This is a genomic window from Pantoea sp. CFCC18179 (assembly GCF_059412405.1).
This window is the reverse complement of record NZ_JBNBPM010000001.1, coordinates 211,559-224,034: the sequence shown is the minus strand read 5'-3', so window position 1 is coordinate 224,034 and position 12,476 is coordinate 211,559. Positions and strand designations below refer to the sequence as shown.

Annotated in this window: 12 protein-coding genes and 1 pseudogene; 8 read left to right on the top strand and 5 right to left on the bottom strand. The window is 51.6% G+C overall.

Annotation, left to right across the window (positions count from 1 at the left end; translation table 11 throughout):
- The first annotated feature begins 52 nt into the window (after positions 1–52).
- The 3 genes from ACPUC7_RS01050 (at position 53) to rnd (ending at position 3,752) form a co-directional block, all read left to right on the top strand.
- Positions 53–646, top strand: a complete 594-nt coding sequence (locus ACPUC7_RS01050) for a Slp family lipoprotein (protein WP_494921435.1) — start codon at positions 53–55, stop codon at positions 644–646.
- Positions 647–855: 209 nt separating this feature from the next.
- Positions 856–2,532: a long-chain-fatty-acid--CoA ligase FadD gene (gene fadD / locus ACPUC7_RS01045; RefSeq protein WP_494921434.1), complete on the top strand. Its 1,677-nt coding sequence runs from the start codon at positions 856–858 to the stop codon at positions 2,530–2,532.
- A 98-nt stretch (positions 2,533–2,630) separates the two neighbouring features.
- Positions 2,631–3,752, top strand: a complete 1,122-nt coding sequence (rnd, locus tag ACPUC7_RS01040; protein ID WP_494921433.1) for a ribonuclease D — start codon at positions 2,631–2,633, stop codon at positions 3,750–3,752.
- A gap of 55 nt (positions 3,753–3,807) precedes the next feature.
- Here rnd and minE read toward each other — a convergent pair whose 3' ends face one another.
- From minE to minC, 3 genes are read right to left on the bottom strand one after another with little or no spacing between them, the layout of a single operon-like run.
- Positions 3,808–4,077, bottom strand: coding sequence for a cell division topological specificity factor MinE (minE, locus tag ACPUC7_RS01035; RefSeq protein WP_007889661.1), 270 nt, complete (start codon positions 4,075–4,077; stop codon positions 3,808–3,810).
- Between the two features lie 3 nt (positions 4,078–4,080).
- Positions 4,081–4,893 (bottom strand): septum site-determining protein MinD, encoded by an 813-nt coding sequence (minD, locus tag ACPUC7_RS01030; protein ID WP_034828743.1) that lies wholly within the window; start codon positions 4,891–4,893, stop codon positions 4,081–4,083.
- Between the two features lie 33 nt (positions 4,894–4,926).
- Positions 4,927–5,643 carry a septum site-determining protein MinC gene (gene minC, locus ACPUC7_RS01025; RefSeq protein WP_494921432.1) on the bottom strand — a complete coding sequence of 239 codons (717 nt, stop codon included), beginning with the start codon at positions 5,641–5,643 and terminating at the stop codon, positions 4,927–4,929.
- A gap of 153 nt (positions 5,644–5,796) precedes the next feature.
- Here minC and ACPUC7_RS01020 point away from each other — a divergent pair, with 153 nt between their 5' ends.
- The 3 genes from ACPUC7_RS01020 to ycgN all read left to right on the top strand — a co-directional run bounded on the left by ACPUC7_RS01020 (position 5,797) and on the right by ycgN (position 7,508).
- Positions 5,797–6,072 (top strand): YcgL domain-containing protein, encoded by a 276-nt coding sequence (locus ACPUC7_RS01020; RefSeq protein WP_343552701.1) that lies wholly within the window; start codon positions 5,797–5,799, stop codon positions 6,070–6,072.
- Positions 6,073–6,337: 265 nt separating this feature from the next.
- Positions 6,338–6,997: a fumarylacetoacetate hydrolase family protein gene (locus ACPUC7_RS01015; RefSeq protein ID WP_494921431.1), complete on the top strand. Its 660-nt coding sequence runs from the start codon at positions 6,338–6,340 to the stop codon at positions 6,995–6,997.
- A 64-nt stretch (positions 6,998–7,061) separates the two neighbouring features.
- Entirely contained in the window at positions 7,062–7,508 is a 447-nt protein-coding gene (gene ycgN, locus ACPUC7_RS01010) for a cysteine cluster protein YcgN (RefSeq protein WP_343552703.1), read from the top strand.
- Between the two features lie 40 nt (positions 7,509–7,548).
- Here ycgN and dsbB read toward each other — a convergent pair whose 3' ends face one another.
- Positions 7,549–8,079, bottom strand: a complete 531-nt coding sequence (gene dsbB / locus ACPUC7_RS01005; protein ID WP_343552704.1) for a disulfide bond formation protein DsbB — start codon at positions 8,077–8,079, stop codon at positions 7,549–7,551.
- Positions 8,080–8,394: 315 nt separating this feature from the next.
- Between dsbB and fadR the strand changes: the two genes are divergently transcribed.
- The gene (fadR, locus tag ACPUC7_RS01000; protein WP_343552705.1) at positions 8,395–9,114 is read left to right on the top strand and encodes a fatty acid metabolism transcriptional regulator FadR; all 720 of its coding nucleotides are present in this window, start codon (positions 8,395–8,397) and stop codon (positions 9,112–9,114) included.
- A 37-nt stretch (positions 9,115–9,151) separates the two neighbouring features.
- On the opposite strand, the pseudogene ACPUC7_RS00995 reads toward fadR, so the two are convergent.
- Positions 9,152–10,680: pseudogene (locus tag ACPUC7_RS00995) on the bottom strand (SpoVR family protein).
- 494 nt (positions 10,681–11,174) lie between these two features.
- Between ACPUC7_RS00995 and ACPUC7_RS00990 the strand changes: the two are divergent.
- Positions 11,175–12,476 carry a D-amino acid dehydrogenase gene (locus tag ACPUC7_RS00990; protein WP_494921430.1) on the top strand — a complete coding sequence of 434 codons (1,302 nt, stop codon included), beginning with the start codon at positions 11,175–11,177 and terminating at the stop codon, positions 12,474–12,476.

Here is a 12,476-nt window from a genome sequence, read left to right as displayed (position 1 = left end):
CAACTTATCTCAGCGAGTTCAGTCTAATCAGAGAAATAACAGGAGAAGTGCTATGCCAATAAGTCGTAAAGGGATGTCTGGCGCTCTGTTAGCCTGCGCACTGCTGTTGAGCGGTTGTGTTTCGGTGCCAGATTCAATTAAAGGAAGTTCTGAGCTTCCACAGCAAGATCTATTACGGGTGATGAATGCGCCGCAACTGTATGTCGGCCAGGAATCACGTTTTGGCGGCAAAGTGGTGAAAGTCACTAATCTCAACGGCCTGACGCGTGTCGAGATTGCGACTCAGCCGCTGGATGACAGCGCGCGTCCGCGTTTAGGCTCCGCTTCGGTCGGACGTATATTTGCCGACATCCACGGCTTTGTTGATCCGATTGATTTGAATAACCAATACATCACCGTGCTTGGCAGCATCAAAGGCACCGAAAAAGGTGACATCGGTAAAGCCAGCTACAACTTTGTGGTGGTGGATGTGCGTGGTTATCAGCGCTGGCATCTGACGCAACAAGTAATGACGCCGCCGCAGCCGATCGATCCCTACATTTGGTATGGACCAACGCGCCATCGTGGTGGCTATTGGGGACCGAATCCGTATTGGGGCATGAATCTGGGCCAACCGGCGCAGGTGCAAACCATCCTCACCGAATAACGTTTTATACTGACATTTTACGGCCCGATCGCGGTGCTCGCGATCGGGCCTTTTTATTGGGCGCGCAACCGATGCGCGAAATTTAGTGATGCGCTTCGCAACCTGAAAATGCCGAAACAGGCAAACTGGTACAATCAGTTAAAATATTGTTAACAACTTTGATTGTCGAGGCGGCGATGGCTACACAACAAGAATATCGGGGTGATTCTTTGAATAAGGTTTGGCTCAAACGCTATCCGGCAGATGTGCCCGCGGAAATTAACGCCGATCGCTATGCTTCTCTGGTCGATCTTTTCGAACATGCCACACAGCAATATGCCGATCAGGTGGCCTTTATTAACATGGGCCAGCCGATGACCTATCGGCAACTGGAAAAGCAGAGCCGTGCGTTCGCCGCCTGGCTGCAACAAGGTTTAGGGCTGAAACAGGGCGATCGCGTGGCGCTGATGATGCCAAATCTGCTGCAATATCCAGTCGCGCTGTTTGGCGTGCTGCGCGCGGGCATGGTGGTAGTTAACGTCAACCCGCTGTATACGCCGCGTGAACTCAAACATCAGCTGAACGATAGCGGCGCCAGCGCCATTGTTATCGTTTCGAATTTTGCCCATACGCTGGAAAAAGTGGTGGCGGAGACGCCAATCAAACACGTGATGCTGACGCGCATGGGCGATCAGTTGGCTCCGGTGAAAGCCACGCTGGTTAACTTTGTCGTCAAATATGTGAAAAAGTTGGTGCCGAAATACCATCTCCCGGGCGCGGTGCCATTCCGCAACGTCTTGCAGCAAGGCGCGCAGATGACCTATCAACGTCCAACGGTGACTAATGACGACTTGGCCTTCCTGCAATATACCGGCGGCACCACTGGTGTGGCCAAAGGCGCGATGCTGACTCACCGCAATATGCAGGCCAATCTGGAGCAAACCAAAGCCACTTACGGCAAGCTACTGCGTCCTGGCAAGGAACAGGTGGTTACCGCACTGCCGCTGTATCACATCTTTGCCTTAACGGTTAACGGGCTGCTGTTCCTCGACCTTGGTGGCACCAACTTACTGATCACCAATCCGCGCGATATCCCTGGTTTCGTCAAAGAGCTAAGCAAATTCCCGTTCACCGCCATCACCGGCGTGAACACGTTGTTCAATGCGCTGCTTAATGATGCCAATTTCAACAAGCTGGATTTCTCGACGCTGCGCCTGTCTGCCGGTGGCGGCATGGCGGTACAAAAAGCGGTTGCCGAGCGCTGGGAAAAGCTTACCGGACATTATCTGCTGGAAGGCTACGGCTTAACCGAGTGTTCACCGCTGGTATCGGTAAACCCGTATGACATCACTTGCCATACCGGCAGCATTGGCTTGCCGGTGCCGTCAACCGATGTGCGCATCGTTGACGATGAAGATAAAGATGTTGCGCCGGGCGAACCGGGCGAGTTGTGCATTCGCGGTCCGCAGGTGATGGTGGGTTATTGGCAGCGCCCGGACTCCACCGAGGAAGTGCTGAAAAATGGCTGGCTGCATACCGGTGATGTTGTTACCGTTGATAGCGAAGGCTTTATTCGCATCGTTGATCGCAAGAAAGACATGATTTTGGTGTCGGGCTTTAACGTGTATCCTAACGAGATCGAAGACGTGCTGATGCAGCATGAGAAAGTGCGTGAAGCCGCGGCGATTGGCGTACCGAGCGATCTGTCGGGTGAAGCGGTGAAAGTCTGCATCGTGAAGAAAGATCCGTCACTGACCAAAGAAGAAGTGCTGGATCATTGCCGTCGCCAGCTCACCGGCTACAAAGTGCCGAAAATTATTGAGTTTCGCGACGAACTGCCCAAAACCAATGTGGGCAAGATTTTGCGCCGCGAATTGCGCGATGAGGCGAAGCGAGAAGGGCAGTAACGCGCCATTCTCCTTAGGTTAACGCCGGCACAGTCCGGCGTTTTTATTGCTTTTAACATGGAGCGCTGCGCGGAGTTTGCCGCAGCGAGAAAGACAACGTGAATTACTCTTTGATCGACCAAAATGAGCAACTGGCGGTGGTGTGCGAGAAAGCTCGCCAACACGCTGCCGTGGCGCTGGATACCGAATTTGTGCGCACCCGCACCTACTATCCGCAGCTCGGACTGATTCAGCTGTTTGACGGCGACCAGCTAATCCTGATCGATCCCCTCAATATCAGTGACTGGACGCCGTTCGTGGCGTTACTGCAAGACCAGCAGGTCACGAAATTCCTGCACGCTGGCGGCGAAGACCTTGAAGTCTTCCTGCATCGCTTCAAATGCTTGCCCGATCCAATGATTGATACGCAAATTTTGGCGGCATTTTCCGGCCAGGCACTTTCTTGGGGCTTTGCCTCGATGGTGATGCACTTCAATCAAATCGAGCTGGATAAAAGTGAATCTCGTACTGATTGGCTGGCGCGCCCGTTAACTGAACGTCAATGTGAATACGCGGCCGCCGATGTGGCCTATTTGCTGCCGATTGCGCATCAGCTGGTGGAGCAAACCGAAGCGGCAGGCAATATGGCGGCGGCGTTAAGCGAGTGCGATATGCTGTGTCAGCGTCGTCTGGATGTGCTGCAACCGGAAGAAGCCTGGCGTGATATCACCAACGCATGGCAGTTGCGTCCGCGCCAGTTAGCCGCATTGCAGCGTTTGGCGGCGTGGCGCTTAAACATCGCACGTCAGAAAGATATGGCGGTTAATTTTGTGGTGCGCGAAGAGAACTTGTGGAAAGTCGCGCGCTTTATGCCGGGCAGCCTCGGTGAACTGGATCATTTAGGTCTCAACGGTCATGAAATCCGTTTCCACGGTAAGGCAATGGTGGCGTTAGTTGCCGAAGCACAGGCGCAAGACGAAGCGTCATTACCGCTGCCGTTGCCCAATCTGATCGATCATCCGCATTACAAGCAAGCATTCAAAGCCATCAAGGCGCTGGTACAGCAGGTGAGTGAAGAGAGCGGTTTCAGCCAGGAGTTGTTGGCCTCGCGTCGCCAGATTAATCAGGTGCTGAGTGTTTACTGGGGATTGAAGAACGCTTCGCGTACTCCAGAACTGCTGACAGGCTGGCGTGGTGAGTTACTGAAAGCGCGTATCGACGAGATTTTACAAGCGCTGTAAGCGGTGAGATTTCCCCTGCGCAACATCGCAGGGGAGAATCAGGAAACCGCTGTCATCATTTAGGAACGTCTTCCGGCTCCGGCAAGGTGACGTTAAGTTCCAGGATGGAGATATCGTCCCCTTTCTGATCCAGCTGAACGGTCACCATATCCGGGTCAATTTTTACGTATTTGCAGATCACTTCCAAAATATCGCGCTTCAGCTGTGGCAGATAATGGGGCTCACTGTCGCCCCTTCTGCGTTCGGCTACGATAATTTGCAGCCTTTCCTTGGCTATATTGGCTGTGTTCTTCTTACGGGATAAAAAGAAATCAAGTAATGCCATTGGTTATCCCCCGAACAGGCGTTTCAGGAAACCCTTCTTCTCTTCTTCAATAAAGCGGAAGGGGCGTTCTTCGCCAAGCAGGCGATCTACGGTATCAGCGTAAGCTTTACCGGCGTCAGAGTTTGCGTCGAGGATCACCGGCTCACCCTGGTTAGAGGCGCGCAGCACAGATTGATCTTCTGGGATCACACCGACCAGTGGAATGCGCAGAATTTCCAACACATCTTCCATGCTCAGCATGTCGCCACGGGTTACGCGGCCCGGATTATAACGGGTCAGCAACAAGTGCTCTTTTACCGGATCCTGGCTGTTCTCAGCGCGACGTGATTTAGAAGAGATGATGCCGAGAATACGGTCGGAGTCACGTACCGAAGAGACTTCTGGGTTGGTGGTGATAATCGCTTCATCGGCGAAGTACAACGCCATCAACGCACCAGTTTCGATACCTGCTGGTGAATCGCAGACGATAAAGTCGAACTCCATCGCCGCCAAATCGTTCAGCACTTTCTCCACGCCTTCACGCGTCAGCGCATCTTTATCACGCGTCTGTGAAGCGGGCAGGATGTAGAGCTGTTCGGTACGTTTATCACGGATCAACGCCTGATTGAGCGTGGCGTCGCCTTGAATCACGTTAACGAAATCGTAAACCACGCGGCGTTCGCAGCCCATGATCAAATCCAGGTTACGCAGACCGATATCAAAATCGATAACAACGGTTTTCTTGCCCTTCTGCGCTAAACCTGTGGCGATGGCCGCGCTTGACGTGGTCTTGCCAACGCCCCCTTTACCCGATGTAACTACAATAATGCGTGCCATAAATGTTGATTTCCTTAACAGAAGAAAAGGGGCTTAATTAAGTGTCTGAATGGAAAGCTCGCCCTCTTTAAGGCTTAGGCGTGCGGCTTTACCAAAGAATTCCGCTGGGATCTGATCCATCATCCAATACTCCCCAGCAATTGAAACCAACTCTGCGGCGAGGTTGGTGCAAAAAATTTGGCTGTCGCGTTGACCGCCAACACCGGCTAACGCGCGACCGCGCATCATGCCGTAAATGTGAATATTGCCGTCAGCCACCAATTCGGCACCCGCACTGACACTGCTGGTGACGATGAGATCGGCGTTGCGCGCATAAATCTGTTGGCCTGAACGCACCGGCGTATTAATGATGCGCGTTTTGCTGGCGGCATCGGCAACCACGGCCGGAACAGCTGGCGCGGTTTCAACTACCGGCGCTGGCGCGCTGGCAGGTTTGCGATTCTCTTTCCCTTCGGAAAGCACCGGCAAACCGGCTCTGGCAATCATCTTTTTCAGGGCTTCGTCTTTGCAACCGCTCACACCCACGATACGCAGACCGGTCGCCATCACCGCTTGTTGCATCTGTTTCCAGTTAATATCGCCGGTCAGCGCGGAAACATTCAGCACCACGGGCGCATTGTGCAAAAAAGCCGGTGCCTGATCGATTTTGTCCTGTAGCGCCTGACGAATCACCTCGGGTTGCGAATGATGCAGATGAACGACGGATAGGGTAAAACTGCTTCCCTTGAATTCGATTGGCGTTTGCGACATCTGTGCTGACTCAGTCCTGTTTTACGACCTTTAAATGTGAGCCGATAAAATCGGCAATAACATCAATCGGTCAATATTCGAAGTTCTGCAAGCATGTTATAGTTACTGCTATATTCAGGCAAGTGACGCCATCGGTTAATTCGAGTAAAAAATATGTTTTGTGTGATCTACAGAAGCCCACAACGTGAACAGACTTATCTGTATGTTGAAAAAAAAGACGATTTCTCACGGGTTCCGGAAGAACTGCTGCGCGGCTTCGGAAAACCCCAGCTGGCAATGGTGTTGTCGCTGGATAAGCGTGACAAGCTGGCTAACGCGGATATCAATAAAGTGAAGCAAGGTTTAAGTGAGCACGGCTTTTATTTGCAAATTCCACCGCCGGTAGAAAGTCTGCTCAACATTCATCTCGATCAGGGTAAAAAAAGTTAATTCAGATTCATCTGTAAATATATCCTGTAGAAATAATCAGTGTTATTTGCGTTATTTAACTGCCCGTTTAAAATCTTTATTACGGGCAATTTCCCTTCCGGTTAGCTGATTTTGTTGTAAGCGATTAACGACTTTTGACAATTTCCGCCACGCCAGCCGCGATAAACCCGCTAATATATTCCCTCAACTCGCCGCGTTCCGGCAGTGAACCAGACTTATTCGCCAGTGATACTGGCGGCAAACACAACCAAAGCAGGGGAATAGCATGTATCAGCATCGTAACTGGCAGGGCGCCTTGTTGGATTATCCGATCAGCAAAGTGGTGTGCGTCGGCAGCAACTATGCGAAGCATATAAAGGAAATGGGCAGTGCCACGCCAACCGAGCCGGTGGTGTTTATCAAACCGGAAACCGCGGTGTGCGATCTGCGTCAGCCGCTGTCGATCCCGGCCAATTTTGGTGAAGTGCACCACGAAGTAGAGCTTGCGGTGCTGATTGGCTCAACACTCAAGCAGGCGAGCGAAGAACATGTGGCCAAAGCGATCGCCGGATATGGTATTGCGCTGGATTTGACGCTGCGTGATGTGCAGGCCGGTTTGAAGAAAGCCGGTCAGCCGTGGGAAAAATCGAAAGGGTTCGATAATTCTTGCCCGCTATCAGGCTTTATCCCTGCGGCGGAGTTCAGTGGCGATCCACAAAACACCGAGCTGAAGCTGGTGGTGAACGGCGAAGTACGTCAGCATGGCACCACGGCCGATATGATCCACAAAATTCTGCCGCTAATCGCTTATATGAGCCAATATTTCACCCTGCGCGCGGGTGACGTGATCCTGACTGGCACGCCAGAAGGTGTTGGCCCGATGCGTTCCGGCGATAAGCTGGAAGTGTCGTTAGCAGGTCACGGTATCACCACTCGCGTACTGTAAAACTTGCATCACCGCACCTGAACCTTTATAAGGTGCGGTCTTAATATCAACCCGGACCGCAATCATGACTGAACAACCTTTCTGGCAGACGAAACGCCTTGACCAAATGAGCGACGCAGAGTGGGAATCCCTGTGCGACGGCTGCGGCCAATGTTGCCTGAATAAGTTGCAGGATGCGGACACGGATGAGATCTACTTCACCAACGTTGCCTGCAATCAACTGAACATCAAAACCTGCCAGTGCCGTAACTACGAGCGCCGTTTTGAGTTAGAAGAAGATTGCATCAAGCTAACGCGCGAGAATCTCACCAGCTTTGAATGGTTGCCACGCACCTGCGCCTATCGCGTGTTGGGCGAAGGCAAAACCTTGCCGGCCTGGCATCCTTTGATTGCAGGTTCGAAAAAGGCGATGCATGCACAGCGTATTTCGGTGCGTTTTATTGCGGTGCGAGAGAGTGAAGTGCGCGATTGGGAAGAGCATATTATTGATCGACCGGATCGCAACGGTTAATCATGCAACAGGCAGCCAAGGCTGCCTGTTTTGTTTGCGCTTAACGGCCGAACAGATCGCGGCGTTTAGGCTTGAAAGGCTGGGCAATCAGCACCAAAACCGCCACTAACAGATATGCCGCAAAAATCACGATCATCCACTGCGGCATGCTCCACGTCAGGAACGTCCAGCTACGCTCAGCGCAGTCACCGCTGGCGACGAATACCGATGGCAACCATTTGTCCAGCGGCAACCAGCTTGGGAAGCGCGCCGCAAAATCACAGGTAACAAATGGATTGGGGTGCAACTGAATCATGGTGTGATCGTAGGAAAGACGCACACCTTCAATCGCGCTATAAAGCCAGATCAAAATAGCAGCCCAACGCAGCGGTGTTTTTGGCGCAATCGCACCGACAATGCCCGCGCCCATCACGCCAAACAGGGCACAACGTTCATAAATACACATTACGCAGGGTTTGAGCCCCATTACGTGTTGAAAATATAAAGCAGTTAATTCAAAAGCCAGTGCCGTCAAGGCCAGTAACGCCCAGGCGCCGCGTCCACGCGAGCATTGATTCAAATATCGCAACATATTGCTTTTCCAGTAACCGTTAATGTTTCGCAGTGTAAACCAAAAGCGCAACCGTGCCAGCCAGGCAGCGGGAAAAAATCATGTACAAAAATGACTTAAGTCGGGTTGCAGGCAAAAAAGAGGCGAATTCGGGTGATTTGCATCTGTATTGGTAAGCGCAGCGCAATCGTATGCTTTCCCCTGACTTTAACCAGAATTCACTGCTGAATTTTGCGCCAGCGCGCGCTTTTAATCGGTTGGCAGGCTATTTCCGCTATAGCCGCTCTGGTATGATGAGTCGCATTACGATAAAGAAAGCAACGAGAAATAAATGCTATGGTGATTAAGGCGCAGAGCCCCGCGGGATTTGCTGAAGAGTATATTATTGAAAGCATCTGGAACAGTCGTTTTCCGCCGGGATCCATTCTACCTGCCGAACGTGAGCTTTCTGAACTGATTGGTGTGACGCGCACCACCTTGCGTGAAGTGTTGCAACGCTTAGCGCGTGATGGCTGGCTGACCATTCAACATGGTAAGCCGACGCGTGTGAATGATTTCTGGGAAACTTCCGGTCTCAACATTCTCGAAACACTGGCGCGACTCGATCACGACAGCGTGCCGCAGTTGATTGATAACCTGCTGTCAGTGCGCACCAATATCGCCTCGATCTTTATCAGTCGTGCGTTACGTCATCATCCGGATAAAGCACGTGAAGTGCTGGAGAATGCGCTGAGCGAGGAAGATAAAGCGGAAGCCTATACCGAGCTGGATTATCGCGTATTCCGCGGCCTGGCATTCGCCTCAGGTAACCCGATTTATGGCTTGATTCTGAACGGCCTGAAAGGGTTGTATATTCGTGTCGGCCGTCACTATTTCTCCAATCTGGAAGCGCGCGAACTGGCGCGTAACTTCTATCAGCAATTAGCTGATTTGTGCGTGGCAAATCCATCGCAGGAGCAGATTGTCGATAGCGTGCGTGCATACGGACGTCGCAGCGGCGAGATTTGGCACAAGATGCAGAAAAGCATGCCAGATGATTTAGCCAGCAAGCGCTAAATGAAAAACCGGACTTCGCAGTCCGGTTTTTTTTGCCTCATAAACTTGGGCTTCGCGCGGGCGAACGATCCAACAGCTCCACGCTGCCGTCTTCATTCTGTTGTTCCAGAATCACATCAAATCCCCACAAGCGATGCACATGTTTCAGCACTTCTTTGCGGCTCTTGTCGAGCGGCGCACGTTGTTGTGGTACATAACGCAGTGTCAAAGAGCGATCGCCGCGTAAATCAACGTTATAAACCTGAATATTCGGCTCAAGATTGCTCAGGTTATATTGTGCTGAAAGCTGTTGACGAATGGCGCGATAACCCGCTTCATCATGAATCGCCGCAATTTCGAGGAAGTTATTGCGATCGTCATCCATTACCGTAAACAGACGGAAATCGCGCATCACTTTCGGCGACAGGAACTGGCTGATAAAGCTTTCATCTTTAAACTCACGCATGGCGAAATGCATGGTTTTCAGCCAATCGGAACCGGCGATATCCGGGAACCAATAGCGATCTTCTTCAGTTGGCGATTGGCAGATGCGTTTGATGTCCTGGAACATCGCAAAGCCGAGCGCATACGGGTTAATGCCGTTGTACCACTGGCTGTTATATGGCGGCTGATACACCACGTTGGTGTGGCTGTGCAGGAACTCCATCATAAAGCGTTCCGACACTTTGCCTTCGTCATACAGATGATTGAGGATGGTGTAGTGCCAGAAGGTTGCCCAGCCTTCGTTCATCACCTGGGTTTGTTTCTGCGGATAAAAGTACTGGCTGACTTTACGCACAATGCGCAGCACTTCGCGTTGCCATGATTCTAGCAACGGCGCATTTTTTTCCATGAAGTAGAGTAAGTTCTCTTGCGGCTCAGAAGGGTAGCGCGATGCTTCAATATGCACTGACTCCTTCTCTTTACGCGGCAAGGTGCGCCACAGCGTATTCACCTGGCTTTGCAGATACTCTTCGCGGCTTTGCTGGCGAGCTTTCTCTTCCTGCAACGAAATCTTCTGCGGGCGTTTATAGCGATCAACGCCGTAATTCATCAGCGCATGGCAGGAATCCAGCAGCCGTTCGACCTCTTCCACGCCGTAACGCTCTTCGCATTTAGTGATGTAATTACGTGCAAACAGCAGGTAATCGACAATTGAACTGGCATCCGTCCAGCTGCGGAACAAGTAGTTATTTTTAAAGAAAGAGTTGTGCCCATAACATGCATGCGCCATCACCAGCGCCTGCATGGTCATGGTGTTCTCTTCCATCAGATACACGGATTGGAGTTAATGACGATTTCGTACGCCAAACCTTGCTGACCGTGCTTATAACGCTGCTCGGTTTCAATGAATTTCTTACCGAACGACCAATGCGCGTAGTTAATGGGCATGCCGACGCTTGAATAAGCATCCATCATCTGTTCGGAGGTGATCACTTCGATTTGGTGCGGATAGGTATCCAGCCCGTAGCTTTTGGCTACCCGGTCTATTTCCGCTAGGTACACATCGAGTAATTCGAATGTCCAGTCGGGACCATCGCTGAGTCGTTTGCTGTTGCGGGTTGGCTCGTCAAAGATTGTCGTCATAGCGCACCTCTGTTTTGCAAGCGGCAGGTATTATCCTGTCACGATCGTTTAAGGCCTCATCCTGAGCAAGATGGCCCAATAAAACTGAGCGAACACTTCAATGATAGTCCACTGTCGCTTATCCGAAACCGGATCTCAATTGAATTCTTTTGGCAGAAAATCATTCGAAATGCGCCAGTTAAGCGCTGGCTAATGACAAGTGTTGGTATTTAATTAATTATCAGAATAAAACTCTGTTTATAAGCCTAATGTATGACTGCGGCGCTTTCTCCTGAAAAAAGACAAAAGCACTGCCTAACGCATAATAATTTGCTGGTTAATGGCTTTAAGGCATAAAAAATCCTGATTTTTGACCCGCTGCATGATTTCAGTGTGCAGTTAAGTGAAAAACATGTGAAATATGTCGGTCGAATGTAAGATTTGATTGGCGGTGAAGTTATGCTGCTTTGGGATGGGTTATTAGTTAATTATTCTTTTGCTGCGACGAGGGGCTTATGCGCGTAGTGATTCTTGGTAGTGGTGTGGTTGGCGTTGCCAGCGCCTGGTATTTGGCACAGGCAGGACATGAAGTCACCGTAATTGATCGCCAACCCGCTGCCGCGTTGGAAACCAGCGCAGGTAATGCTGGGCAAATTTCCCCCGGTTATGCGGCACCGTGGGCCGCGCCAGGCGTGCCGCTTAAAGCCGTCAAATGGATGTTTCAGCGCCATGCGCCGCTGGCGGTGCGTTTAGATGGCAGTAAGTTCCAACTGGAATGGATGTGGAGCATGCTGCGCAACTGTGACATGCAGCACTATCAAGAGAATAAAAGCCGCATGGTGCGCATCGCGGAATACAGCCGTGATTGCCTGAAAACGTTGCGCGCCAGCACCGGTATTGCCTATGAAGGCCGCCAGGGCGGCACTCTGCAATTGTTCCGCACCCAACAGCAATTCGAAAGCGCCAGTAAAGACATTGCGGTATTGCGCGATGCGGGCGTGCCATACGAACTGCTTGAGGCACATCAGTTAAAAAGCGTTGAACCGGCGTTGGCGGCGACCGCGCATAAGCTTACCGGTGGATTGCGTTTGCCCAATGATGAAACTGGTGATTGCCAACTCTTCACCCAACGCCTGGCCGAGATGGCGGCAGCGGCAGGCGTGACCTTCCGCTACAACACTTCGGTCGATCAGTTGCTGCGTGAAGGCAATCGGATTTATGGCGTGAAATGCGGTGATGAAGTGATCAAAGCCGATGCTTACGTGGTGGCGTTTGGTTCTTATTCGACGGCGTTGCTGAAAGATATTGTGTCGATCCCGGTTTATCCGCTGAAAGGCTATTCGCTAACCATCCCAATCAAAAATGCCGAGGCGGCTCCGGTTTCCACCATCCTTGATGAAACCTACAAAGTTGCGGTAACGCGCTTTGATGATCGTATCCGCGTCGGTGGCATGGCAGAAATTGTTGGATTTAACACCAAACTGTTACCCGCGCGACGTGAAACGCTGGAGATGGTGGTCGGCGATCTCTATCCTGAAGGCGGATATATCAAACAAGCCACGTTTTGGACCGGATTACGTCCGATGACGCCAGACGGCACGCCGATTGTTGGCCGCACACCGCTGTCTAATCTCTATCTCAATACCGGACACGGTACGCTGGGATGGACGATGGCTTGTGGTTCCGGTCAGCTTTTGGCCGATATTATTTCCGGTCAGAAACCGGCTATCGCCGCAGATGATTTGTCCGTGTTGCGCTATTTGCCAGGTTTTGAGCCACATCCGTCGCCACTGCGTAACGCAAACGCAGCGCGTTGA

Excerpts from the sequence above, each read along its gene's own strand:
- minD (WP_034828743.1), bottom strand. The coding sequence starts at position 4,893 with ATGGCACGCATTATTGTAGTTACATCGGGTAAAGGGGGCGTTGGCAAG.
- fadR (WP_343552705.1), top strand. The coding sequence starts at position 8,395 with ATGGTGATTAAGGCGCAGAGCCCCGCGGGATTTGCTGAAGAGTATATT.
- ACPUC7_RS01050 (WP_494921435.1), top strand. The coding sequence starts at position 53 with ATGCCAATAAGTCGTAAAGGGATGTCTGGCGCTCTGTTAGCCTGCGCA.
- ACPUC7_RS00990 (WP_494921430.1), top strand. The coding sequence starts at position 11,175 with ATGCGCGTAGTGATTCTTGGTAGTGGTGTGGTTGGCGTTGCCAGCGCC.
- ACPUC7_RS01020 (WP_343552701.1), top strand. The coding sequence starts at position 5,797 with ATGTTTTGTGTGATCTACAGAAGCCCACAACGTGAACAGACTTATCTG.
- ycgN (WP_343552703.1), top strand. The coding sequence starts at position 7,062 with ATGACTGAACAACCTTTCTGGCAGACGAAACGCCTTGACCAAATGAGC.
- dsbB (WP_343552704.1), bottom strand. The coding sequence starts at position 8,079 with ATGTTGCGATATTTGAATCAATGCTCGCGTGGACGCGGCGCCTGGGCG.
- ACPUC7_RS01015 (WP_494921431.1), top strand. The coding sequence starts at position 6,338 with ATGTATCAGCATCGTAACTGGCAGGGCGCCTTGTTGGATTATCCGATC.
- minE (WP_007889661.1), bottom strand. The coding sequence starts at position 4,077 with ATGGCATTACTTGATTTCTTTTTATCCCGTAAGAAGAACACAGCCAAT.
- minC (WP_494921432.1), bottom strand. The coding sequence starts at position 5,643 with ATGTCGCAAACGCCAATCGAATTCAAGGGAAGCAGTTTTACCCTATCC.